We start from the raw sequence: 22833 nt of genomic DNA, 5'->3' as shown, positions 1-22833 counted from the left end.
CGAAAGCCTGTGCCAATTTTGCGCTGCGTGCCTTATATTTGTGCAACGAGGTTCTGATGCTGCATTCCAGAAAGCTTCTCTATATCAACGAGATCGCGCGTTCGGGCTCGATCCGCAAGGCGGCGGCACGACTGAACGTGGCGTCTTCGGCGATCAACCGGCAGATTTTGGCCTTGGAGGAGGAAATGGGCGCGCCACTCTTCGAGCGCTTGCCGCGCGGGCTGCGGCTGACCGCCGCCGGCGAACTCTGCATCGAACATATCCGCGAGGTGCTGAAGAACTACGAGCGGCTGGAGGGTCGTATCCGCAGCCTGAAGATGCAGCAGGCGGGCAAGGTTCGGCTGGTGACAACCGTCGGCCTTGCGGCAGGGCCGCTGCCGGAAATCATCGCCCGCTTCCAGTCGGAACATCCGCGCGTCTTCATGCAATTGCGGAACGACGCCGGCACGATGACGGTCAACCCGGTGCTTTCAGGTGAGGTGGATATCGGCCTCGGCTTCAATATTCCGGCAACGCCCGGCATCCGCACGCTCGGCAATTTCGACATTCCGATCGGCGTGGTTCTGCCACCCGGTCACCATCTGATCGGTCCCGGCCCGATCAACCTGGCCGATATCGTCCAGGAGCGCCTGGTGCTGGCGCAGCAAGGGACCAGCCTGCGCGACGTGATCAATCTGGCTTTGGCGCGCCTCGACGTGCATGTCGAGCCGGTGCTAGAAACCAATGCCTCGGAGATGCTGAAAAAACTGGTCAAGTCGGGGGCGGGGCTAACGATCCTGAACCCGCTCGACGTCATCACCGAATGCCGGCAGGGCGAACTGGTCTTCCGGCCGATCGCGGAGCCGCATGCGCGCCACCAGCCGATGAAGCTTTTTGCCCGCGCCCGCGCGCCGCTCGACTCCGCCACCAGCCTGTTCGTCGAATATCTCCTGGCCGAGCTGGCCGGCCTCGTGCAGGAACTGCAGGCCAAGGGGCACATCGCGGCGGATACTTCCGTCGCGATCTGAGCCGCGGTTCGGCAGGCCCTACTTGGAATAAAGACTGGAAAGCGGATAGCGCTTCAGGTCGCAGAGCAGTTCGATGAAGCCCTTGACCTGATGGCGGCAGATCGCTTCGCCCTTTTCGGCCGTCCCGCGCGACGCGTCGCCGACGACCCCGTTGGGATTGAGATCGTGGGCGATCCAGGCGAGCGAATGCGGCGGCAGTGGCTGAATGTAATTCGATTGCTCCCGCATCCATACCGCCTTGGATTTGAAATTCTGCGCCTTCTCCATCCGTACCAGGTCAGGCCGGAAATGCAGCATCAGCGACGTTTCCACCTCGCCGCCATGGATGCCGTATTTCAGCTCATGCTCGCTGATCATGCCCCCGGGGTGACCGAAGCGGCCCCATTGCGTGGAGATGACGGCCATGGCGTAGCGCACGCGCAGCTCTCGCGCCACGATGTTCATGATATCGACATTGCCGCCATGCGAATTGATGATCACCATCTTGCGGATGCCGGCTTCGGCAACCTTTGCGCCAATCGCGGTCCAGACCGCGATGAGCAGTTCGGCGCCGAGCGACAGGGTTCCCGGACCATAGATATGTTCATTGGCCTTACCGATTTCCTGGGTCGGCAGCACCAGACAATCGAGATCGACGGGTTTCTGCTTGCGCAATTCGGCGAGCATGCCTTCGGCGATGGCCACATCGGTCGCGATCGGCAGATGCGGCCCATGCTGTTCCGTCGAGGCGATCGGCAGGATGGCGATCGTGGTGTCGGGAGACAGTCCGGCGAAGTCGTCGCTGACCAACTCGTTCCAGTAAAATGGCACTGTCATTGCCGTTCGCCTCTCATTGCCGTTCGAGACAGTGAGTAGGGAATAACGCTACCTGCGAAAAGCATCAATTTGCGGTCGCACCGATGCCTTTTTGCGGATGATGGAGCAACGGCCCCGTCGAACGCGGCGCTTTGCCGTGTGTCTCCGCGAAGGTCTTGCCGAAACCATTGCGCAAGTGCGTCCGCAATGGTTTTCTACCGCCTCTGCAATCGCAACGCTTTCCGGTGATTCCCAATGTTCGATATTCTGTGGCGCGGTCTGGTGATCGGCGCCGGCGCAACCATCCTCATGGACCTCTGGGCGATTGTGCTCACGAAGGTCTTCGGCCAGACGCCGCCGAACTGGGCGCCGGTCGGCCGCTGGTTCTGGCATCTTGGTGGCGGCAAGGTCTTTCATGAGAACATCGCCGATGCAGCGCCTTATGCGAATGAACTCGCGCTCGGCTGGATCAGCCACTACGCCGTCGGCATTCTCTATGGCGTGATCTTTGCGCTCATCATGGGAGAGGGATGGCTCGCCGCACCGACATTTCTTCCCGCCTGGATTTTCGGCATCGTCACCGTCGGGGCAGGGTGGTTCCTGCTGCAGCCGGGCCTCGGCCTCGGCTGGGCGGCTTCGAAACATCCGAAGCCGATGAAGGTCCGCTGCTTCAATCTGCTCGCGCATACAGTGTTTGCGCTGGGGCTATTTGGGACGGCGTTGATCATTCGCTGAGCCAAAAACCCGTCCCCAACCCTCCCCACAAGGGGGAGGGGCTAAGATGCCGCACCGCTTCACATAAACTCTATCGTATCAATCCGTCGGCGGGTAACAGCCAGCAAGACCTCTGCTTTTGGTCGCCGCCGGACGCCACAGCTTAGTCCCTCCCCCTTGTGGGGAGGGGTTGGGGAGGGGTCTTTTGGTTTCCCGCGAATTGAACAGACTACCGCGCCGCCCAGTTGGCGCCGCGGCGGAAGATCGTCTTCATCTCCGGGACGTCGAATTCCTTGGCCTGGTGACCGAGCGAGGAATAGAAGACGCGGCCCTTGCCGTATTTGCGCTTCCAGACGACAGGCATGACGACGCCGTCGATCCAGTAGGCGTGTTCGCCGGTGAACTTCGTCGTTGCCAGAACCTCGTTCGAGGGGTCGACATGCATGTAATATTGCTCGGAGGTGTAGGGAAAATCGGCAATCCCCTCCATCAGCGGATCATCCGGCCGGGTGATGTTGACGGTATAGTCGATGATGTTGCCGGGATGGGCCACCCACTGGCCGCCGATGATGAATTGGTAGTCGACGGAGTCGCGGAAGGCATCGCCGGCGCCGCCATGATAGCCTGATATGCCGACGCCGCTTTCGATCGCGGCGGCGAGGTTCTTGACCTCTTCCTTTTCGATCTTCGACATCGTCATGATCGGCACCACGAGGCTGAGATCATGGACCGAAGGGTCGGCAAGCGCCTCGGTACCGTGTTCGAGATAGACCTTGAAACCGTCTTCCTCGAGCATGGTCTTGATGATTTCGGCGCATTCCTGCGGCTCGTGTCCGCTCCAGCCACCCCAGACGATCAGTGCTTCACGCATTCTCTTTCCTCCTGAAACTTATTTCGCCAGCCGTCCGTCGACGATCGAATCGGACAAGGGGGCAGGGCGTTCCACCGCCGTGGTGATCGTCACCGTCCGGCCGGTCTCGGACGCTGTATGGAAGGCTTCCATGACTTCGAGCACATGCAGCGCCAGATCGCCGTTGGCGCGATGCGGCCGGTTCGTGCGGATCGCATGCGCCATGTCGGCAACGCCGAGCGAGCGAAAATTGCCCTCGGCATAGGGCGCGGTGACCGGCTGGTCCTCGAAGGCGCCGCCCTTCTTCAGATATTCGACGGGGCCGGCGAATTTGTTGGGGTCGGGGACAATAAGCGTGCCCTCGGTTCCATAAATCTCCAACGGCACATGCTTGTGGCCGGCGACGTCGAAGCTCATGGCGATCTGGACCACCGCGCCGTTGGCAAAAGCCATCAAGCCGGCGACATGGGTCGGCACATGCACGGGGATGCGCTCGCCATTGCGCGGCTCGCTGGTAATGAGCCGTTCGGCCCGCGGCGTCGTCGCAAAGCCGGCGACCTGGGAAACCGGCCCGAGGAGATTGACGAGATCGGTGATGTAGTAAGGGCCCATATCGAGCATCGGCCCGCCGCCGACCTCGTAATAAAAGGCCGGGTTCGGATGCCAGCGCTCGTGCCCAGGGCACATGAAGGTCGCCGAGCCGCCGACCGGCTGGCCGATAACGCCCTGGTCGATCAGGGCGCGCGCCGTCTGGTGACCGCCGCCGAGGAAGGTGTCGGGGGCCGCGCCGATGCGCAGATTCCGCGCCTTGGCCGCCTCCGCCAATTTTTTCCCTTCCGCGAAATTAATCCCGAGCGGCTTTTCCGAATAGGTATGTTTGCCGGCCTCCAGCGCCTGCATCGCCACGGCCACATGGGCCTTCGGGATGGTCAGATTGACGATGATCTCGACCTTGGGATCGGCGAAAAGCTCCTCGACGGATTTGACAGGCACGTTGAATTCGGCAGCTTTTGCCTCTGCCAGTCCCCGGTCGAGATCGGCGACGCCGCGAATGTCGAGAATGGGGAAGGATGCCATCGCCGTGAGATAGGCGCCCGAAATATTGCCGCATCCGATGATGCCGATACCGACCTTGTCCATGAATTCCTCCATTGATCTTGAGTGTGCGCTCCTCAGAGCGCCGGCCCTGTGGTGCTCCAGGGCGATTCGTAGAGTTCGTAGAGCGCGACTGCAGCAGCACCCTGTGCCCAGAAATCATCGCTCGAATCGTCGAAGACGAGTTCGCTGACGCCTTTCAGCGACGGCGGAATGGCGAGCGCATAGGCATCGCGCAGGCTGTTCAAGAAGGGTTCGCCGAGCGCCAGGCTGGAGCCGACCAGGATGACGCGCGGCGGCGCAAACAGCGTGACGATATTGGCAATGGTCAAGCCGACTGCTTCGCCGGCGCGGATGGCCGCGCCGATCAGCCGGTCGTCATCGGCCTTGATCAGCGCCTGGGCATGGGTCATGCCGCGCCCGAGACGGATGGCTTCGGCAAAACGCCCGTCGGTCTGATGCTCGCCGAGGATTGCGCTTTCGCCGGCCTGGCTGAAAAGCCGCACGATGCCGTTCGGTCCCATGCCAAGCACGAGATCGCCGAGATTGTGGCTGAGGCCGCCGGCGCCGCGGAACAGGCGGTTGCCGTGCAACACGCCGAGCCCCAGCGTCTGTTCCAGCGAAATCAACACCATATCCTCGAGATCCCTGGCTCTTCCGAACCAGTGATGGCCGAGCGTGATGGCGTGCGCGTCGCTTTCGACGATGGTCGGCGTCGATAGCCGCGTCGACATTTCGGCGGCAAAATCGACATTGGTGTCGCGAAAGATCGGGCTGCTTCTGATATAGCCGGTGCGATGCTCGACGACGCCGGGAAAGCCGAGGCAGATACTGTCGACATCTTCCAGCGACAGTCCGGCGTCGACGACGCAGCGCCTGACCCCGTCCTCGACCAGATCGGCGATGACGCCGATCGGCTGCCGGTCGATGCGGATCGGCAAAGCGAGCTTCGACAGCACGTCGCCGCGGAAATTGGTGACGACGAAGACCATGCGGCTGGCGGCGATCTTGCCGCCGACGACGCGGGCGGCGTCGGGATTGAGCTCCAGCGCCACACGCGGCCGCCCGCGCACCGCCTCATTACGGATATCGCCTTCGTGGCGCGGCAGGATCAGTCCGTCGTCGAGCAGTGACGCGGTAATGGCGGAAACGGTCGTGGTGGAAAGCTCGGTGCGTTCGCTGATCTCGATGCGCGAGATCGGACCGTGGCGCCGGATAGTGTCGAGCACGTTCAAGCGATTGATCGCGCGCATCAATTCTGGATCTGCGGTCTTCATGAAAAACTAGCCGGCATTGTTCGTTGGGCGGAAGCCAATATTTTTAACGGGTTACGAAATAAATAGCAGGCAATTCCGTGGGCCTGTCAAGCGCATTTGCTAAAAATAGCCGAAGTTGGGTTGACATCCGGCGCAAGCTCCGCTGAATTATTCCGTATAGGGGAAAAATTTTGAGGATAGGTCCCCTGGGAGGAAAATCATGAATTTTATGCTGAAGAACGCCGCTTTCGGCGGCAGGCGTATCGTATCCATGGCCGCGGCCGCCGGCATGTTGCTGGCCGGAGCAGGAGCTGCCTCGGCGACGACGGTGGTCAAGTGGCTGCATCTCGAAACCGATCCGAAAAACGTCGCGGCCTGGGAAGAGATCGTCAAGAAATACGAAGCCCAGCATCCCGATGTCGATATCCAGATGCAGTTCCTCGAAAACGAGGCCTTCAAGGCCAAGCTTCCTACGCTGCTGCAGTCCGACGACGTGCCAGATTTCTTTTTCAGCTGGGGCGGTGGCGTCCTGAAGCAGCAGTCCGAGACCGGCGCGCTGCAGGATGTGACGGCAGCCCTCGATGCCGATGGCGGCAAGCTGCGCAAGGCCTATACCCCGGCCTCGGTCGACGGCCTGACCTTCGACGGCAAAACCTGGGCGGTCCCCTACAAGGTCGGTCTGGTCAGCTTCTTCTACAACAAGGCGCTCTTTGCCAAGGCGGGCGTCAAGGCCGAGGACATCAAGACCTGGACCGATTTTCTTGCGGCGGTGAAAAAAATCAAGGCGGCCGACATCGTGCCGATTGCCGGCGGCGGCGGCGAGAAATGGCCGATCCACTTCTACTGGAGCTATCTCGTCATGCGCGAGGGCGGCCAGAAGGTCTTCGATGCGGCCAAGAAGGGCGAGGGTGAAGGTTTCCTCGATCCGGCCATCATCAAGGCCGGCGACGATCTCGCCGAGCTCGGCAAGCTCGAACCGTTCCAGCCCGGCTATCTCGGCGCGACCTGGCCGCAGACGCTCGGCGTCTTCGGTGACGGTAAGGCGGCGATGATCCTCGGCTTTGAAGCGACCGAAGCCAACCAGCGCAAGAATGCCGGCGACGGCAAGGGACTTTCATCAGACAATATCGGCCGGTTCGTCTTCCCCACGGTCGAAGGCGGCGCCGGCAAGCCGACGGATACGCTCGGCGGCCTGAACGGCTGGGCGCTTACCAAGAAGGCCTCCAAGGAAGCGGTCGATTTCCTCGCTTTCCTGACAAATGCGGACAATGAGCGCGCGATGGCCAAATCAGGCATGCTCCTGCCCGTCGCCGTCGGCGCCGATGACGGCGTGGTCAATCCGCTGCTGGCTGAATCGGCCAAACAGCTTGCCGGTTCGACCTGGCATCAGAACTTCTTCGACCAGGATCTCGGTGCGGCCGTCGGCCGTGTCGTCAACGACGTCTCGGTGGAAATCGTCTCCGGACAGATGAACTCCAAGGACGGCGCCCAGATGATCCAGGACGCTTTCGAACTGGAACAATAACCAGCGCCCGCAGAACCTTCCGGCGCTCCTGCCAATCGGGAGCGCCGGCATCGCTGCCGACGAAATGCGAAAGCAGGATCCATGGCCAATATCTCAGTCCTATCGACACCGAGCGCAGCAAGGCCGGCAAGGCGAGCCGCAAACCGGAAGAGTTCGGTCGCCCACGACCGCCTGACCGTGCTGTTGCTGTTTCTGCCACCGGCGCTGCTGCTCTTCACGCTCTTCGTCATCATGCCGATGGGCGAGGCGGCCTGGTACAGCCTCTACAAGTGGAACGGTTACGGCACGCCGACGGAGTTCATCGCGCTCCGTAATTTCCAGGTCCTGTTCCGCAACGCGGCGTTTACCCAGGCGCTGGTCAATAACGGCCTGATCATCATCATTTCGATCTGCATCCAGGTGCCGCTCGCCATCTGGCTGGCCACGATGCTGGCGCACCGCATTCCCGGTGTCGTCGCTTACCGCCTGATCTTCTTCCTGCCTTATGTGCTGGCGGATGTTGCCGCAGGCCTCATCTGGCGCTTCGTCTATGACGGCGACTACGGCCTGTTTGCCGCCATTTCCAGCTTCTTCGGTTTCGCCAATCCTTACGTGCTCGCCGACAAGGACGTGGCGATCTATGCCATCCTCGGGGTTATCGTCTGGAAGTATTTCGGCTTCCACATGATGCTGTTCATCGCCGGCCTTCAATCGGTGGACAAGAGCGTGCTGGAGGCGGCCGAGATCGACGGCGCCACCGGCTGGCAAAAATTCCGTTACGTCACCCTGCCGCTGCTCGGCTCCACCCTGCGCCTTTCGATATTCTTCGCCGTCGTCGGCTCGCTGCAGCTCTTCGACATGATCATGCCGCTGACCGGCGGCGGACCGTCGAACTCGACGCAGACGATGGTCACCTTCCTCTACACCTACGGCGTCATGCGCATGCAGGTCGGCCTCGGCAGCGCCGTCGGCGTGGTGCTGTTCATCATCTGCGTGACGCTCGCCTTCGGTTACAAAAGGATTTTCATGCGCCATGACTGATATGAGCTCTTCCGTCCGCATGAGGACATCCACCCGGATCTATCTCTACGTGTCGCTGAGCCTGATCGCTGCGATCGTGCTGGTGCCGCTGCTGACGACGGCGCTCGGCGGCTTCAAGACCCTGGGCGACCTGCGCACCAACCCCTTCGGCCTGCCGACGGAATGGCAATGGGCGAATTATACCGACATTCTCTTCGGCGAGCGCTACTGGCTGCAGATCGGCAATTCGCTTGTCATCGCAGCCCTCACCGTGCTCTTGACGCTGATCGTCTCGTCCATGGCGGCTTTCGCCTTCGCCCATGTCCGCTTTTTCGGCTCGTCCTTCCTGCTCAATTATTTCCTGCTCGGCCTGATGTTTCCGGCCGCAACCGCGATCCTGCCGCTTTTCATCCGCATCCGCGATCTCGGCCTGCTCAATACCTATTGGGGCGTGGTGCTGCCGCAGGTGGCCTTCGGCCTCGGCATGAGCATCCTTTTGTTCAGGAACTATTTCCGCAATCTTCCGGAAGAATTGTTTCAGGCGGCCTTCGTCGATGGCTGCGGTTATATGAGATTCTTCTGGCATATCTCGCTGCCGCTATCCCGGCCGATCGTCGCCACCGTCAGCATCATCTCCTTCGTCGGCAGCTGGAATAGCTACATCCTGCCGCTAATCATGCTGAACTCGGAATCCAAATATCCCTGGCCGCTGGGCATCATGGTCTATCGCGGCGAATACGGCACGGAGTGGCAACTGGTGCTGGCCTTCATCACGCTGACCATCCTTCCCACCATCATCGTCTTCTTCGTCGCGCAGAGACACATCATCGCCGGATTGACCGCTGGCGCCGTGAAGTCCTGAGCCGAACCATTGGAGTGCAATCATGGCATCCGTTGAGCTGAACAATATTCGCAAGGCCTATGGCGCCGTCGACGTCATCCACGGCATTTCGCTTCATATCGAGGATGGCGAATTCGTCGCCCTCGTCGGCCCGTCCGGCTGCGGAAAATCGACGCTGCTGCGGATGATTGCCGGCCTCGAGGAGATCACCGACGGCGAGATCGCCATCGGCGGTAACGTCGTCAACGCGATGACGCCGCGCGAGCGCAACATCGCCATGGTCTTCCAGTCCTATGCGCTCTATCCGCATATGACGGTCGCTGAAAACATGGGTTTCAACCTGAAGCTTGCCGGCGTTGCCAAAGCGGAGATCGAGGCGCGCGTTGCCGAGGCCGCCCGCATGCTCGATCTCGCAAAGCTGCTCGACCGCAAGCCGGCGCAGCTTTCCGGCGGCCAGCGCCAGCGTGTCGCCATGGGCCGGGCCATCGTGCGCAACCCCGCCGTCTTCCTGTTCGACGAACCGCTTTCCAACCTCGATGCGAAACTGCGCGTGCAGATGCGTTCGGAGATCAAGACGCTACACCAGAAGGTGAAGACGACCTCGATCTATGTCACCCACGACCAGATCGAAGCGATGACGCTCGCTGACCGCATCGTTGTACTCAATCACGGCAAGGTGGAGCAGTCGGGTACGCCGCTCGAACTCTATAAAAAACCCGCCAATCTCTTCGTCGCTGCCTTCATCGGGTCGCCGGCGATGAACATGCTCGACGGCACGGTCACCGGAGAAGACGGCCAACCCACCGCCCGCCTCGACGATGGCACAGCGATTCGCATCGCACCCGACCGCCGGGTCAGACCCGGCCAGGCCGTCACCATCGGCTTGCGTCCGGAACATCTCGTTCCCGGCCTATCGGCCGGTACGGCGCTCGCCGGCCGCACCATGCTGGTGGAACCCACAGGCGCCCAGACCCATATCGTCTTCGATCTAGCCGGCCAGCAGGTGACGGCGGTCGTCGACGGCGAATACCCCGCCCGCTACGGCGCTGTGTTCGAAGCGAGCATCGCCAGCGATCAGGTCCACGTTTTCGACCGCGGCAGCGGGGTGGCGCTGTAGGCGACGATCAGTCTGCTGGGGAATGGCGAGGGTGCGGCGCATCGTCTTCTCCCCTCGGGGAGAAGGTTTCGGCAGGCGGATGAGGGGGCGGAACGGTACCCCCCCAACGTAAATTCGATTCCGGCACGCGGCCGGAAATACCGTGCGCAGCATCCCGCACATAGTCGAGATGAGCTGGAGGAGAAGACCGGCATCGTCGGCCCCGTCATCCGCCCCACGGGCACCTTCTCCCCGAGGGGAGAAGAGGGAATCGAGAGGGCGCGGCAGATACTCCTGCCGTCCTCGGCGATTATTCGGCCGCAATCCGCGGGACGCCGTTGGCCTGCACGATTTTCTCCAGCAGCGCCAATTCTTCCTGGGTGAGATCCGTCAAAGGCGGGCGCACCGGGCCGGGGTTCTGTCCAAGCACGCGAAGCCCGGCCTTGATGATCGAGACGGCATAACCCTTCTTGCGATTGCGCAAGGCGACGAAGGGGAAGAAGAAGCCCTTCAGGATCTCGTCGACGGTCGCCTGGTCGCCGGTGCGCAAGGCGCCGTAAAAGCGCTGGGCCAGCGCCGGAACGAAGTTGAAGACGGCGGACGAGTAGGTCGTCACGCCGGCGGCGAAATAGGCTTGCGCATAGACCTCGTGGGTCGGCATCCCGCCGACATAGACGAGGCGGTCGCCAAGCCGCGTGGTGATCTCGATGACTTTGTCGACATCGCCGACGCCGTCCTTGAAGCCGATCAGATTCGGGCATTCCTCCGCAAGGCGAGCGATGCTGTCGGCGGTCAGGATGGCGTTGTCGCGATTATAGACGATGACGCCGATATCGACCGATTGGCAAACCGCCTTGACATGGGCGATCAATCCGGCCTGTTCGGCAAACATCAGATAGGGCGGCAGGAGCAGCAATCCGTCCGCGCCGGCCTTTTCGGCCGCCTGTGCGATCTCGATGGCAAGCGAGGTGCCGTAGCCGGTTCCCGAGATGATCGGCGTATTGCCGGCTGAGGCCTTGGCGGCGCGCACGACCTGAGGGATTTCGGACGGATTGAGGGAGAAGAACTCCCCGGTGCCGCCAGCGGCAAACAGCGCGGCGGCGTCATAACCGGCAAGCCACTCGACATGACGGCGATATTTCGCCTCGTCGAATTTCAGCTGGTCGTCGAAATGGGTGACCGGAAACGAGAGCAGGCCACTGCCGACGGCCTTCTTCAATTCAATCGGGTTCATCATCAAGTCCTATTCCTTACGTGTTGAAAATCGTGTCAGGCGTTCTCGAGCACTTGCAGAAGTGCCGCGATGTAGCCGTAGCAGAAGGCAAATGCGGTGGCGGACGGATCCTGGCCGCTGACGGTCGGCACATGGTCGGGCATCAGCATGTATTTGTAGCCGACTTCCTTGTAGATCCTGGCCGAGCGGACCATGTCCATGTCGCCCTCGTCCGGGAAGGTCTCCATGAAGGAGAGCTTGCCGCCGCGAATGTTGCGGAAGTGGACGTTGAAGATCTTGTTGCGCTCTCCGAACCAGCGAATGATGTCGTCGATCTCTTCGCGTGGATTTTCGAGCATCTCGCCGACCGAGCCCTGGCAGAAATTGAGGCCGTGATAGGGGTTCTCGCGCATCTGCACGAATTTCTTCAGCCCTTCCACCGTGCCGAGCACGCGCGTGACGCCGCGATAGCCGGGCGGCGTATAGGGGTCGTGCGGATGGCAGGCGAGCCTGACGCGATTGCTTTCGGCGACCGGCACGACGCGTTCGAGGAAATAATCGATCCGTTCCCAGTTTTCGTCCTCGGAGAGCACGCCGGCAAGGCCGGGGGCTGCCTGCTGATCGGTCTTCTCCCAGCGAAAGCTCGCGTTCAGCGAGCCGCCGCGTCCGGGTTCATCAGGCGTGCGCGGAATGCCGATCAGGTTGAGATTGTATTTCACAGCCGGAATGCCGGCCGCCGCGACATCCTCGATCATCTGGCAAACCGCGTCGATCTGCCGGTCACGCTCAGGCCCGGCAAGCAGGATGTCGGGATAGGAAGCCTTCTCGATCGGCTGCGAGGGCAGGGGCAGCTGGATCATGTCGAGGATCAGGCCGAAGCTCTCGACCTTGTCGCGATGGCGTTCGATGTCGGCAAGCGTCCAGCTGCTCGGCTGTCCCGGCGGATCGGCGCTGATATGCTTCACCCCCAATTGCGCGAAGATCCGATAATCGTCATCGTCGCGCGCCGCCACCTGTGTTCCAAGATACATCAGAGACCCTCTCCAAGTTCAACAATGTCATATGACATAATATGAATTTTTGAGAGTGTCGAGCCCTATTGCTGTTCGGCGAGCATCCGATAGCGACGTTGGCTCGCCATCAGATGCGCGCGCATCGCCTGGCGGGCACGGTCGGGATCCTGATCGGCGATTGCCGACAGGATTTCCACATGCTCGGCATAGACCTTCTGCAGATATTCGCGGTCATTGGCTTCCGGCAGCGTCGGAAACTGCCCGCGGGGAATGGCGCGCGGGCCGAAATGACGGAGAACATCGACATAGAACCGGTTGTTGGTGGCGGCGGCGATCGCCATGTGAAAGGCATAATCAGCCTCGACCGTCTGCTGTCCGCTTTCGATCAGTTGCGCCATTCGGCGGTTGGCCTCGCGGATTGCCGCTTCCTGCTCGGCTGTGCGGCGATAGGCGGCAATCGCTGCCGCTTCACCCTCGGTCGCCATACGAAACTCCAGCAACTCAAGGGTTTCCGGAATGCTTTTAATTTCCACCGGCGTCAGCGACATGACCGAATGAACCTTCGGATCCGCGACGAAGACGCCTTTGCCCTGGATCGGCCGGACAAAACCCGCAGCCCTCAAATCCGCAATCGCCTCGCGCACCACGGTGCGGCTGACGCCGAAGGTCGATTCGAGCTGCGGCTCGGTCGGCAGCTGGTCGCCGACGCGCAATTTCCCCGTCTCGATTTGCGCGCGCAATTGATCGATGACCTGCTGCGCCAGTCTTTGCCGACCACGGCCAAGTGTCGTCATTCTCGTTTCCCCAGTTCCTTCGCCTCACGCCTTCCGCACGGGTCTTGCAAATCAAATCGGACTTCGATAAATCATAATACGACATACGGACGACATAATATGTCTCTTATAGTAATCCAGGGAGGAGTTACAATGAAGCATTTTTCGAAAGGCCTGTTCGTCGGCGCCGTCATCGGCGCTCTGACGATCGCTGCGCCGCTCTCGCACGCCGCCACCCCTAAGGATCAGCTGGTGATCGGGACATCGCTGGCCCAGGTCCTGTCGCTCGATCCGCATCAAGCGACCGAGGGCAAGGCGGTCGAGATCATGTCGAACCTCTACGACCGCCTGGTCAACAGCACGCCGGATGGCAAGATCGTGCCGCAGTTGGCCGAAAGCTGGAAGGTCGATGACAAGGGTATCACCTTCACCCTGCGCCAGGCCAATTTCGCCTCCGGTAATCCGGTGACGTCAAAGGACGTCGTCTATTCCATCGGGCGGCTCCTGAAGCTCGACCAGGCTGCTGCGGCGAACCTCAAGCGCGTCGGCTACGACAAGACCAATGTCGACAAGCTCGTCACCGCAGTCGATGACAAGACGGTGCGCATCGATTTTTCCGGCCAGGTGACCGCCGAGATGCTGCTCTACCGGCTGACGACCTCGACCACCAGCGTCGTCGACAGCGTCGAAGTCGAAAAGCACGTCGCTGACAATGATTACGGCAATGCCTGGATGCGCACGCATTCGGCCGGCTCCGGTCCGTTCACCCTGAACCGCTGGTCCCCGAATGAGCTCGTGATCCTCGACGCCAACAAGGATTATGTCACCGGCGCTCCGAAGATGAAGCGCGTCATCGTCCGCCATGTGCCTGAAAGCCAGGTCGAGCGGCTGATGCTCGAACGCGGCGACATCGATATCGCCAGCGCCATGACCGCCGCCGACCTCGCCACCTTCAAGGACAAGCAGGGCTTTACCATCCAGCGCATTCCCACAGGCGGCTTCTACGTGCTGTCGATGAATGCCGGCAACCAGTACCTGTCCAACCCGAAGGTGCGTGAGGCCATTGCCTATGGCATCGACTACAAGGGCATCGAGAAGACGATCATGGGTCCCTACGGGCGGGCGAGAAACGTTCCGGTTCCGGAGAATTTCGAATCTGCGATCCCGAATCCCGACTGGCATCTCGACGTCGAAAAGTCCAAGCAGCTGTTGGCCGAAGCAGGGTTCAAGGACGGCTTCTCGCTGACGCTGAAGACGATCGCGCAGACGCCGCGCATCGATCTTGCCACGGCCATCCAGGCGTCGCTCGCCCAGGTCGGCATCAAGATCGACATCCAGCAGGGCAACGGCTCGGAAATCATCGCCGCCCATCGCGCCAGGGATTTCGATCTGCTGATTCCGCAGACCAGCGCCTACATGCCGAACGTGCTCGGCTCGATGGAGCAGTTCTCCTCCAATCCCGACAACTCGAAGGAAGCCAACAACGCCGGCAACTTCGTCTGGCGCTCGGCCTGGGACATTCCCGAACTCACGGCGCTGACGGCGAAGGCTTCGATGGAGCCGGACGCCAAGAAGCGCGGCGAGCTCTATGTCGAGATGCAGAAGATGTTCGTGGAACAGAAGCCGGCGGTGCTGCCGATGTTCGAACGCTTCGAGCCGATCGTCCTGTCGAGCAAGGTGCAAGGATATGTAGGGCATCCGACCCAGCTGACGCGTCTCGAGAACGTCACGAAGTCTGAAGCCCAGTAATACTCCCGAGGCAGCCGAACATGAAGGAACTCTCTGTAGCCGAATTCGGCCGACGCCTGGCGCATCTGCTGGTCAGCCTGTTCATCCTCCTCTGTGTGACCTTCGTGATCGGCCGCGTCCTGCCCACGGATCCCGTCGGCGCGATCGTCGGCGAACTCGCCGATCCCGCCGCCTATGCCGCGATGCGGACGCGTCTGGGGCTCGATCTGCCGATCTATCAGCAGTTCTTCCTTTATCTGAACGGCCTCGCCCATGGGGATTTCGGCACGGCCGTGCTCACCGGCAACCCCGTCTCTTCCGATCTCGCTCAGGCCTTTCCGGCGACCTTCGAACTGGCCACGCTGGCTGTGATCATTTCGACCTTCGTCGGCGTCCCGCTCGGCCTGGTCGCGGCGCTGTTTCGCGACAGCGTGATCGACAAGGTCGCGCGCGTAGTCGCCCTCGTCGGTCATTCGATCCCGGTTTTCTGGTTCGGCATCGTCGGCCTCGTCATCTTCTATGCCGGCCTGAACTGGGTCGGCGGGCCAGGCAGGATCGATGTGTTTTACGAAGGTCTCGTCACCCCGCAAACCGGGCTGCTGCTGGTCGACAGCCTGCTGCAGGGCGAGACGGAAATCTTCTGGAATGCCCTCGGCCATATCATCCTTCCGGCTATCATCCTCGCCTATGCCGCGATGGCCTACATCACCCGCATGACCCGCAGCTTCACGTTGGAGCAGTTGAGCCAGGATTACGTCATTGCGGCCCGCGCCAAGGGTGTGAGCCCCTTCGGCACGATCTGGCGCCACGTCCTGCCGAACATCGCCGTGCAGCTGATCACCATCCTGGCCATTTCCTACGGGGGATTGCTCGAAGGCGCCGTCGTGACCGAGATCGTCTTTTCCTGGCCGGGCATCGGCCAATACATGACGAATGCGCTGATGATCGGCGACATGAACGCCATCGTGGCCGGCACCATCATTGTGGGATTCATTTTCATGCTGTTGAACTTCCTCGCCGACGTCGCCTACGCCATATTTGATCCGCGCATGCGGGAGGTGGCGCGATGAGCCCCAGCCCGATGAGCAATGTTATCCGCGGCGAGATTCAGATCCGTCCTCCGAGCGTGCCGAGCCGCATGGCGGCGTCGTTTGCCCGTGCCGGCCGCAAGCTGGCTGCCGAGCCGCTCGGCCTTGCCGGCTTCGTCATCCTCGGCCTGCTTTGCCTGATTGCGATCTTCGCGCCGTTACTGGCGCCTTATGACCCGGTCATCCAATCGCTTGGCGACGCCCTGCAGCCGCCGAGCCTCGCACATTGGGCCGGCACCGACGAATTCGGTCGCGACATTCTGAGCCGCCTGATCTTCGGCACGCGCATCACCATTCAGACCGTGCTGTCGATCTCCCTGATCGTCGGGCCGATCGGCCTGTTGATCGGCGTGGTCGCCGGTTTTTTCGGCGGGCGCACCGATGCGCTGCTGATGCGGGCCACCGATATCGTTCTGTCCTTCCCGTCGCTGATCCTGGCGCTCGCCTTTGCGGCGGCGCTCGGCGCTGGCCTGACCACGGCCATCATCGCCATCTCCCTGACGGCATGGCCGCCGATCGCCAGGCTCGCGCGCGCCGAGGCGCTGGTCGTCAGAAATGCCGACTATGTCGTCGCCGCCCGCCTTTACGGCGCCTCGCCGATCCGCATTCTTCTTCTCTATATCGCGCCGATGTGCGTGCCGTCGGTCATCGTGCGCCTGACGCTCAACATGGCGGGCATCATCCTGACGGCGGCCTCGCTCGGCTTCCTCGGCCTCGGCGCCCAGCCGCCGGCACCGGAATGGGGCGCGATGATTTCCAACGGCCGCAAATTCATGCTCGATTACTGGTGGGTCGCCGTCATGCCCGGTATCGCCATCCTGCTGACGAGCCTTGCCTTCAACATCGCCGGAGATGCTCTGCGCGACATTCTGGATCCGCGCCATGCCAGATCGTGAAAAGAAGGATCGTGATTTGCAGCCCGTTCTGTCCGTCAAGGACTTGAGCGTTCGCTTCGGGCGAGGGGCCGTGCCCGCCGTCTCTGATGTCAGTTTCGATGTCGGGCGCGAACGGGTCGGCATCGTCGGAGAATCCGGTTCCGGCAAGTCGACGACCGGTCGCGCCATCATGCGTCTGCTGCCGCCGGCCGCGGTCATCACCGCCGAACGTCTGGATCTCGGTGGCGATCCGTTGCTGTCGAAGAGCGAGCGGCAGATGGGCGCGCTTCGCGGCAAGGATATCGCGCTGATCATGCAGGATCCGCGCTATTCGCTGAACCCGGTGCTCTCGATCGGCAAACAGATCGCCGAAGCCGCACGCCTTCACCTCGGTCTTGGCAAGAGCCAGGCGTTGGAAGCAGCCCGCGCCATGCTGGAGCGCGTGCGCATCAGCGATCCCGATCGGGTCATGGCGCTTTATCCACACCAAATATCGGGCGGCATGGGCCAGCGCGTGATGATCGCCATGATGCTGCTGGCCCGGCCGAAGCTTGTCATTGCCGACGAGCCGACCTCGGCGCTCGATGTCAGCGTCCGCAAGGACGTGCTGCTGCTGCTCGACGAACTGGTGCGCGAAAACAATTCTGGCCTTCTCCTGATCAGCCACGACATCCGCATGGTGGCAGCCTTCTGCGAGCGCATCGTCGTCATGTATGCCGGCCGCATCGTCGAAACGCTGACCAATCTCGAAGAGGCTCGCCATCCCTATACGCGCGGGCTGATAGCGGCGCTGCCCGACCCGAAGCACCCGGTTCGCCGGCTTGCCGTTCTCGACCGGGCGAAACTCGATCTGGAGACGGCGCAATGATCAATGTCCGTGGCCTCGACGTCGTCTTTTCCTCCGGCAAATCAAGCAATCATGTCGTCAGGAGCATCAGTTTTCAGGTGAGCCAGGGTGAGACCCTCGGTATCGTCGGCGAATCCGGCTGCGGCAAATCGACGGTGCTGCGCTGCCTCGCCGGCATGGAAGCCGGTTGGACCGGTCAGATCGAGCTTCGCGGAAGGCCGATCGGCAAGACGCGCTCCCGCGAGGAGCTGACCTCAGCCCAGATGGTTTTTCAGGATCCCTACGGATCCCTGCATCCGCGCCACCGCATCGGCACCGCGCTTGCCGAACCGCTGCGCGCCATGCGCCATTCCGACATCTGGTCGAAGGTCGAAAGGGCGTTGATCCAGGTGGGGCTGCCGGCAAGCTTCGCAAACCGGTTTCCACACGAGCTTTCCGGCGGCCAGCGGCAGCGCGTGGCGATCGCCCGGGCGCTGATCCTGTCGCCGCCGATCCTGCTGCTCGACGAGCCCACCTCGGCGCTCGATGTCTCCGTCCAGGCCGAAATCCTCAACCTGCTGGCCGATCAGCGTGAGGAGAAGGGGCTGACCTATCTGCTCGTCAGTCACGATCTCGCGGTCATTGCCCATATGTGCGACCGGGTGCTGATCATGAAGAACGGCGGCTTCGTCGACGAACTCACAAAGGCGGATCTGCAGGCCGGCACGACGCATGATGCCTATGCGCAGGAGCTGTTCGAGGCGAGCTTCATGGAGGCTTGACGGGGTCGTTGCGCAGCCGAGCCTCAGGCTGCACTGCAATAGCGTGCGAAAGCCTCGAGGAAATCGCGCATCTCCTCCTGATGCCGGGGCGCGGAAAGATGCTCGGCAATTTCTTCCGGGGAAAGCTTCATCAGATGGAGGCGAAGAAAGAGCTGCTCGTTGAAGCGCTCGCTCAGCGTGGCGAGAACGGTGCGAAGTTGCTGCAGCATGTCTTCGCCGCGATGCGACGCGTGCGCAAGCACGATCGGTTTGCCGATCACTTCGTTGCGGGAGACGAGCCAGTCGATGGCGTTCTTCAGCCCGCCTGGGATTGACCTGATATATTCGGGGCTCGCCAGGATCAGTCCGTCCGCATCCGCGATCGCCTTTGCAAGAGCCGCCACTTCGGAAGGAGGCTCGGGAAGTTCGAGATCGGGCGAGAAGACCGGGAGCTGGCCGATACGATCATAGACCGAGAGCATATGCGCCGGCCCGGCAGCCGACTGGAGGGCATATAGCATGGCCGTATTGGTCGAGGCTCTGCGGGCGCTTCCGGATATCGCCAGGAATTTCGTGATCGGCATAACCTCATGCGATTGGCTTGATGTGATCCATGGCAACCGGATGGCGGACGGCTGCGACGCTGCCTCTTTCGACGACATGGCAGGCAAGCTCGATACGGCGGCGCGGCAAGGCAAGGCGGAGCATCATGTCGCGCAACAGGTCCAGCGCGGTGGCGCCGAGTTCGCGCATCGGAATGTGCACCGTCGACAGTGGCGGATTGAGAAAGGCCGATTGCGGCAGGTCGTCTATGCCCATGACGGAGACATCCTGCGGCACCGCATAACCCATCGCCTGCAATCCGCGCACGGCGCCGTTGGCGAGACTGTCGCCCGCCGTCAGAACGGCGGTGAAGCAAAGACCCTTGTCGCCGACGAGACGGGTGATCGCCTCGGCGCCGAGTTCCGGCAGCCAGTCGTCGACCTCGAGCACCAGGTCGGCGTCGGCTGGAAGCCCGTGCTGCTGCAGCGCGTCGCGCCACCCCTCCAGGCGCCGCTCGATCGTCCGCCGTCCCGGCCGCAGCATGAACAGGATGCGTTGATGACCGGCCTCGATCAACCGCTCGGCGGCGATGAAGGCGGCCGAGCGGTTGCAGGGCGTCACACTCGAAAGCCGCATATAGGGATCGTCGCTGTTGACGAGCACGACAGGCTTCCCGAGATCGGCGGCGGCCGCCAGCATGTCCTCCTCGTCGACCGTCAGGATCAGCATGCCGCCGAAACTTGCATCATTGCGCATCTCAGCGATGACGCGGGTTTCATCGGCCTTGTCGGCCACCGGGCGCATCGCCATCTCGATGCCGAGGGCGGACGCGCGCGCGTTCAATCCTTCGAGCACGTGGAGCGTGAACTGGTTGCGGACATAGTCGATCATCGCCGCGCCGGAGGCGACGAGCATGACCTTCTTGCCGGCGACACTTGCGGGCAGGGCATAGCTGGCCGCACTTGCCGTTTCCAGCACCAGCTTGCGGATCTCGGGCCTGACGCCCTTTTCGCCGGCCAGCGCCCGCGACACTGTGCTGATCGAAACGCCGCAGCGGGCGGCGATGTCGTCGAGGCGTGTGCGCCTGCCTTTTTTCTGCTCCGCGGCCATGACATTTCCTCGCTCCAGCTCCTTTATGCAAAAATCTTTCACGTTGCGCAAATGGAATGCCTATGCACAATTGCCCCCGAGGAGTCCGCGACAAGCGGCAGAGCAGGGAGGCTTTGAAGATGCGGCTTGACCGCCATCCATGCGTCGGCGTTTTCTCGAAAATCCCAAGGCAGCCGGAGCAGGTTTCAGATGGCCGCTGAGCAGCTAGCCCATCTCCGCCGCGCAACCGCCAAGAATAGCCCAATCGTCTATTGGCAGCTCGGTCCTCTCTCGCAGGCGCGCTACGACGTCGCCGACCGGCCGATGGAAGGCAGCATGGATCCGTTTTTCTTCGTCACCAAGACGAAGAACTTCATCCCCCATGAATATCCCTGCCGCACCGAATTCAAGGCATGCTTCTCCGGCCAAAGACCGCAACCGGTTGGCGAATTCGAGCCCATCCGCTGGTGGCTTCCCTTTGCCTCGCCGCGAGTCGATCTCTCCGGCTTCTGGTTTCGCCCGACCCGCATCGGCTGCTGGGCGCGCACCTTCCTCGATGCCGGCATGGCCGGGTCCGCCAGGCTCCGTCTGTCGACCTGCGGCGGCGCCATCCTCTTCGTCAACGGCCGCGAGCAGGGCTTCATGGCGCCCTACGAGCGCAATCTGGAAGCCCAACAAATCTTCGAGGTTGAGCTCGCCGCCGGCCTCAATGAGATCCGCATCTATTTCGACGATCTCGCCGAGCGCGACGCCCGCTTCTATTTCCAGCTGGATTATCTCGATGGGCCGGAGGTCGAAACATCGGTGCCTGTCCCCATCGCGGCCGGTGACGCGGACGGGCTGGAAGCAATCCTCGAAGGCATGCGCTTCGACCGCACCGCCTATCTCGGCGAAGACGTGACGATCCTGTTTCCCGCGCGGCTGCCGGTGGCGTTGAGCTGTCAAGTAGAGATCGAAGGCGACTTCATGTCGGTCGAGCGCTTCGATTATGAATTCGCGCTGAAAGCGGGAGCAACGAAGCTGGAACTCGGCCCCTCGGCCGATATGCCCGCCGATTTCCGCCATTTCCGGATCACGTTCAAAGCAGGCAAACTTTCGCTCGGCCGCACGCTCGGCGTCGAAATTTGTCACGCCCAGCGCCAGGGGCAGGCACCCGCGGCGCTCAAGGATCGCGTCAATGAGGCGCTTGCCGAGGTCGCAGCCAACGCCGAGCCCGACACGATCTGCGCTTTTGCGCGGCTTGCATTGGGTCAGAGCGGCGAGGAGACCGAGGCGATGATTTCGGCCATGCTGCCGGTCATCGAGGATTGCCACGACTGTGCCGATTTCGTGCTGGTGCCACTGCTCTTTGCCTATACGCGCTGGAGCGATCTGCTGTCGCAAGCCCTGCGGCAGCGGATTGAGCATGCCGTTCTCAATTACCGCCACTGGATGGACGAGCCGGGCAACGACGTTCAGTGGTATTTTTCGGAAAACCACGCGCTGCTCTTCCACACCGCCGCCTATCTCGGCGGCAGGCTGTTCCCCGATGCCGTCTTCGTCCGTTCCGGCCGCACCGGCGCCGAGCAGATGAAGGTCGGCGAAGAACGCGTCCGCGCCTGGCTCGATCATTTCGAGCGCTGGGAAATGGCCGAGTGGAATTCTGTTCCCTATTTTCCGATCGACCTCAAGGGGCTGACGGCGCTTGCCGCCTGCGCCCCGGATGAGGCGATCCGCGCCCGGGCGAGCGCCAGCATCGTCCGCCTGATGGAAATTGTCGCCCGCTCGGCCCATCACGGCATGCTGACCGGCAGCCAGGGCCGCTCCTACGAACACACGCTGCGTCCCGGCCGCTCGGTCGAGCTGTCGGCCATCGCCCGGCTGCTCTGGGGCCGCGGCTGGTACGGCCGCCGCGTCCACGCGCTGCCGCAGCTGGCCGTCTGCATCCGCGATCATGGTCTGCGATTTCCGCAAGAGCTCGCGGCCATCGCTGCGCACCAGTCCGACGACGCGCAGGAATGGACCTTTTCCCAGGGCGAGAACCGCTTCGCCGCCCTCTATCACTACAAGACGCGCGACACCGCACTCGGCACCATCGCCCATTATCGCCCAGGCGCCTGGGGTTATCAGGAGACGGTTCTGCACCTGCGTTTGGGCGAGCGGCCGGAAGCGCAGATCTGGATCAACCATCCCGGCGAAACCATCCAGTTCGGCTACGGCCGGCCGAGCTTCTGGGGCGGCTGCGGAACGCTGCCGCGCGTGCATCAATATCGTGACCTCGCCATTCTCGATTTCGACATCCACGAGGGCCAGCCGGATTTCACCCATGCCTGGTTCCCGCTCGAAGCCTTCGACGAGAAGCTGGTCGACGGCAAGCTGGCGCTCGCCCGCTCTGGTGGCGGCCTCGCGATGCTGGTCGGGAACGGCCTGCTCGAACCGGTGAAACACGGGCCGGCGACGGATGTCGAGTTGCGCCTGGCCGGCCGCACGGGGCGCTGGATTGTCCGTCTCTCCGATCTCGGGCGCGAAGACGGCCTCGACGGCATGCGGGCGCGCTTCGCCACGCTTACAGCCCGCCGCGACAATGAGGGTGCACTGATCATCGTCGATCCGGATTACGGTCAGGTCGTCTTCGAAGAGGACGGCACCGTGCGCGCCGAAGGCCGTATTCTGAGACCCTCGGACTGGTCGGTGCGGGGAGAAGCGGTACATCTGGAGATACCAGGCAGGCAGCGGCGGCGCGCTGCCTCGTAGACGACTGTTCGGC

At 62.2% G+C, this 22833-nt stretch carries 21 protein-coding genes; 12 read left to right on the top strand and 9 right to left on the bottom strand.

All coding sequences use genetic code 11. The features are described 5' to 3' along the window. Positions 1 to 56: 56 nt before the first annotated feature. Positions 57 to 1007 (top strand): LysR family transcriptional regulator, encoded by a 951-nt coding sequence (locus B5E41_RS12855; protein ID WP_011425315.1) that lies wholly within the window; start codon positions 57 to 59, stop codon positions 1005 to 1007. Between the two features lie 18 nt (positions 1008 to 1025). Here the strand turns inward: B5E41_RS12855 and B5E41_RS12850 are convergent, their stop codons facing one another. Then, entirely contained in the window at positions 1026 to 1823 is a 798-nt protein-coding gene (locus tag B5E41_RS12850; protein WP_088394090.1) for a creatininase family protein, read from the bottom strand. A 234-nt stretch (positions 1824 to 2057) separates the two neighbouring features. On the opposite strand from B5E41_RS12850, the gene B5E41_RS12845 reads away from it, so the two are divergent. Then, entirely contained in the window at positions 2058 to 2537 is a 480-nt protein-coding gene (locus B5E41_RS12845) for a DUF2938 domain-containing protein (protein ID WP_088394088.1), read from the top strand. 208 nt (positions 2538 to 2745) lie between these two features. On the opposite strand, the gene B5E41_RS12840 is transcribed toward B5E41_RS12845, so the two are convergent. Genes B5E41_RS12840 through B5E41_RS12830 form a run of 3 tightly spaced genes read right to left on the bottom strand, consistent with a single transcriptional unit; the run spans position 2746 to position 5738 of the window. Then, complete coding sequence (locus B5E41_RS12840; RefSeq protein WP_010065671.1) at positions 2746 to 3387, bottom strand: ThuA domain-containing protein; 642 nt, start codon at positions 3385 to 3387, stop codon at positions 2746 to 2748. An 18-nt stretch (positions 3388 to 3405) separates the two neighbouring features. Continuing rightward, positions 3406 to 4506 (bottom strand): Gfo/Idh/MocA family protein, encoded by a 1101-nt coding sequence (locus B5E41_RS12835; protein WP_088394341.1) that lies wholly within the window; start codon positions 4504 to 4506, stop codon positions 3406 to 3408. A 32-nt stretch (positions 4507 to 4538) separates the two neighbouring features. After that, entirely contained in the window at positions 4539 to 5738 is a 1200-nt protein-coding gene (locus tag B5E41_RS12830) for an ROK family transcriptional regulator (RefSeq protein WP_088394086.1), read from the bottom strand. Positions 5739 to 5937: 199 nt separating this feature from the next. Between B5E41_RS12830 and B5E41_RS12825 the strand changes: the two genes are divergently transcribed. From B5E41_RS12825 to B5E41_RS12810, 4 genes are all read left to right on the top strand, one after another. Next, positions 5938 to 7242 carry an ABC transporter substrate-binding protein gene (locus B5E41_RS12825; RefSeq protein WP_088394084.1) on the top strand — a complete coding sequence of 435 codons (1305 nt, stop codon included), beginning with the start codon at positions 5938 to 5940 and terminating at the stop codon, positions 7240 to 7242. Positions 7243 to 7323: 81 nt separating this feature from the next. Next, positions 7324 to 8262, top strand: a complete 939-nt coding sequence (locus tag B5E41_RS12820) for a carbohydrate ABC transporter permease (RefSeq protein WP_064802485.1) — start codon at positions 7324 to 7326, stop codon at positions 8260 to 8262. Next, positions 8255 to 9103, top strand: coding sequence for a carbohydrate ABC transporter permease (locus B5E41_RS12815; protein ID WP_064802487.1), 849 nt, complete (start codon positions 8255 to 8257; stop codon positions 9101 to 9103). The genes B5E41_RS12820 and B5E41_RS12815 overlap by 8 nt, the downstream gene beginning before the upstream one ends. Before the next feature lie 22 nt (positions 9104 to 9125). Then, the gene (locus B5E41_RS12810) at positions 9126 to 10199 is read left to right on the top strand and encodes an ABC transporter ATP-binding protein (protein ID WP_088394082.1); all 1074 of its coding nucleotides are present in this window, start codon (positions 9126 to 9128) and stop codon (positions 10197 to 10199) included. Positions 10200 to 10488: 289 nt separating this feature from the next. Here the strand turns inward: B5E41_RS12810 and kdgD are convergent, their stop codons facing one another. From kdgD to B5E41_RS12795, 3 genes are all read right to left on the bottom strand, one after another. Beyond that, positions 10489 to 11415 (bottom strand): 5-dehydro-4-deoxyglucarate dehydratase, encoded by a 927-nt coding sequence (gene kdgD, locus B5E41_RS12805; RefSeq protein ID WP_088394080.1) that lies wholly within the window; start codon positions 11413 to 11415, stop codon positions 10489 to 10491. A 32-nt stretch (positions 11416 to 11447) separates the two neighbouring features. Then, entirely contained in the window at positions 11448 to 12422 is a 975-nt protein-coding gene (locus B5E41_RS12800) for a mannonate dehydratase (protein ID WP_064802501.1), read from the bottom strand. A gap of 65 nt (positions 12423 to 12487) precedes the next feature. After that, positions 12488 to 13198, bottom strand: coding sequence for a FadR/GntR family transcriptional regulator (locus B5E41_RS12795; protein ID WP_064802503.1), 711 nt, complete (start codon positions 13196 to 13198; stop codon positions 12488 to 12490). Positions 13199 to 13330: 132 nt separating this feature from the next. Between B5E41_RS12795 and B5E41_RS12790 the strand changes: the two genes are divergently transcribed. From B5E41_RS12790 to B5E41_RS12770, 5 genes are read left to right on the top strand one after another with little or no spacing between them, the layout of a single operon-like run. Next, positions 13331 to 14926 (top strand): ABC transporter substrate-binding protein, encoded by a 1596-nt coding sequence (locus B5E41_RS12790; RefSeq protein WP_088394078.1) that lies wholly within the window; start codon positions 13331 to 13333, stop codon positions 14924 to 14926. A 20-nt stretch (positions 14927 to 14946) separates the two neighbouring features. After that, the gene (locus tag B5E41_RS12785; RefSeq protein WP_064802506.1) at positions 14947 to 15975 is read left to right on the top strand and encodes an ABC transporter permease; all 1029 of its coding nucleotides are present in this window, start codon (positions 14947 to 14949) and stop codon (positions 15973 to 15975) included. Between the two features lie 11 nt (positions 15976 to 15986). Further along, positions 15987 to 16889, top strand: coding sequence for an ABC transporter permease (locus tag B5E41_RS12780; RefSeq protein ID WP_064806121.1), 903 nt, complete (start codon positions 15987 to 15989; stop codon positions 16887 to 16889). Beyond that, positions 16876 to 17736 (top strand): ABC transporter ATP-binding protein, encoded by an 861-nt coding sequence (locus B5E41_RS12775; RefSeq protein WP_088394076.1) that lies wholly within the window; start codon positions 16876 to 16878, stop codon positions 17734 to 17736. Before B5E41_RS12780 ends, B5E41_RS12775 begins: the two co-directional genes overlap by 14 nt. Beyond that, positions 17733 to 18476 carry an ABC transporter ATP-binding protein gene (locus tag B5E41_RS12770; protein WP_088394074.1) on the top strand — a complete coding sequence of 248 codons (744 nt, stop codon included), beginning with the start codon at positions 17733 to 17735 and terminating at the stop codon, positions 18474 to 18476. The genes B5E41_RS12775 and B5E41_RS12770 overlap by 4 nt, the downstream gene beginning before the upstream one ends. Before the next feature lie 23 nt (positions 18477 to 18499). On the opposite strand, the gene B5E41_RS12765 is transcribed toward B5E41_RS12770, so the two are convergent. Together B5E41_RS12765 and B5E41_RS12760 are read right to left on the bottom strand one after the other, a co-directional pair. Continuing rightward, positions 18500 to 19039 carry an NADPH-dependent FMN reductase gene (locus B5E41_RS12765; protein ID WP_088394072.1) on the bottom strand — a complete coding sequence of 180 codons (540 nt, stop codon included), beginning with the start codon at positions 19037 to 19039 and terminating at the stop codon, positions 18500 to 18502. Positions 19040 to 19043: 4 nt separating this feature from the next. Beyond that, on the bottom strand, positions 19044 to 20108 hold the full coding sequence (locus tag B5E41_RS12760) for a LacI family DNA-binding transcriptional regulator (RefSeq protein WP_088394070.1): 1065 nt from the start codon (positions 20106 to 20108) through the stop codon (positions 19044 to 19046). A 189-nt stretch (positions 20109 to 20297) separates the two neighbouring features. Here B5E41_RS12760 and B5E41_RS12755 point away from each other — a divergent pair, with 189 nt between their 5' ends. Continuing rightward, complete coding sequence (locus B5E41_RS12755) at positions 20298 to 22820, top strand: hypothetical protein (RefSeq protein WP_088394068.1); 2523 nt, start codon at positions 20298 to 20300, stop codon at positions 22818 to 22820. The last annotated feature ends 13 nt before the right edge of the window (positions 22821 to 22833 follow it).

It is taken from the genome of Rhizobium esperanzae, assembly GCF_002204185.1.
GTDB lineage: Bacteria > Pseudomonadota > Alphaproteobacteria > Rhizobiales > Rhizobiaceae > Rhizobium > Rhizobium esperanzae.
Note: the sequence above shows the minus strand (reverse complement) of the source record. Positions and strands in the feature narration are given on the sequence as shown.

Coding starts and splice junctions, on each gene's coding strand:
- B5E41_RS12855 (WP_011425315.1), top strand. CDS start 57: ATGCTGCATTCCAGAAAGCTTCTCTATATCAACGAGATCGCGCGTTCG.
- B5E41_RS12815 (WP_064802487.1), top strand. CDS start 8,255: ATGACTGATATGAGCTCTTCCGTCCGCATGAGGACATCCACCCGGATC.
- B5E41_RS12850 (WP_088394090.1), bottom strand. CDS start 1,823: ATGACAGTGCCATTTTACTGGAACGAGTTGGTCAGCGACGACTTCGCC.
- B5E41_RS12775 (WP_088394076.1), top strand. CDS start 16,876: ATGCCAGATCGTGAAAAGAAGGATCGTGATTTGCAGCCCGTTCTGTCC.
- B5E41_RS12835 (WP_088394341.1), bottom strand. CDS start 4,506: ATGGACAAGGTCGGTATCGGCATCATCGGATGCGGCAATATTTCGGGC.
- B5E41_RS12790 (WP_088394078.1), top strand. CDS start 13,331: ATGAAGCATTTTTCGAAAGGCCTGTTCGTCGGCGCCGTCATCGGCGCT.
- B5E41_RS12800 (WP_064802501.1), bottom strand. CDS start 12,422: ATGTATCTTGGAACACAGGTGGCGGCGCGCGACGATGACGATTATCGG.
- B5E41_RS12785 (WP_064802506.1), top strand. CDS start 14,947: ATGAAGGAACTCTCTGTAGCCGAATTCGGCCGACGCCTGGCGCATCTG.
- B5E41_RS12760 (WP_088394070.1), bottom strand. CDS start 20,108: ATGGCCGCGGAGCAGAAAAAAGGCAGGCGCACACGCCTCGACGACATC.
- B5E41_RS12840 (WP_010065671.1), bottom strand. CDS start 3,387: ATGCGTGAAGCACTGATCGTCTGGGGTGGCTGGAGCGGACACGAGCCG.
- B5E41_RS12795 (WP_064802503.1), bottom strand. CDS start 13,198: ATGACGACACTTGGCCGTGGTCGGCAAAGACTGGCGCAGCAGGTCATC.
- B5E41_RS12830 (WP_088394086.1), bottom strand. CDS start 5,738: ATGAAGACCGCAGATCCAGAATTGATGCGCGCGATCAATCGCTTGAAC.
- B5E41_RS12825 (WP_088394084.1), top strand. CDS start 5,938: ATGAATTTTATGCTGAAGAACGCCGCTTTCGGCGGCAGGCGTATCGTA.
- kdgD (WP_088394080.1), bottom strand. CDS start 11,415: ATGATGAACCCGATTGAATTGAAGAAGGCCGTCGGCAGTGGCCTGCTC.
- B5E41_RS12820 (WP_064802485.1), top strand. CDS start 7,324: ATGGCCAATATCTCAGTCCTATCGACACCGAGCGCAGCAAGGCCGGCA.
- B5E41_RS12780 (WP_064806121.1), top strand. CDS start 15,987: ATGAGCAATGTTATCCGCGGCGAGATTCAGATCCGTCCTCCGAGCGTG.
- B5E41_RS12845 (WP_088394088.1), top strand. CDS start 2,058: ATGTTCGATATTCTGTGGCGCGGTCTGGTGATCGGCGCCGGCGCAACC.
- B5E41_RS12810 (WP_088394082.1), top strand. CDS start 9,126: ATGGCATCCGTTGAGCTGAACAATATTCGCAAGGCCTATGGCGCCGTC.
- B5E41_RS12770 (WP_088394074.1), top strand. CDS start 17,733: ATGATCAATGTCCGTGGCCTCGACGTCGTCTTTTCCTCCGGCAAATCA.
- B5E41_RS12755 (WP_088394068.1), top strand. CDS start 20,298: ATGGCCGCTGAGCAGCTAGCCCATCTCCGCCGCGCAACCGCCAAGAAT.
- B5E41_RS12765 (WP_088394072.1), bottom strand. CDS start 19,039: ATGCCGATCACGAAATTCCTGGCGATATCCGGAAGCGCCCGCAGAGCC.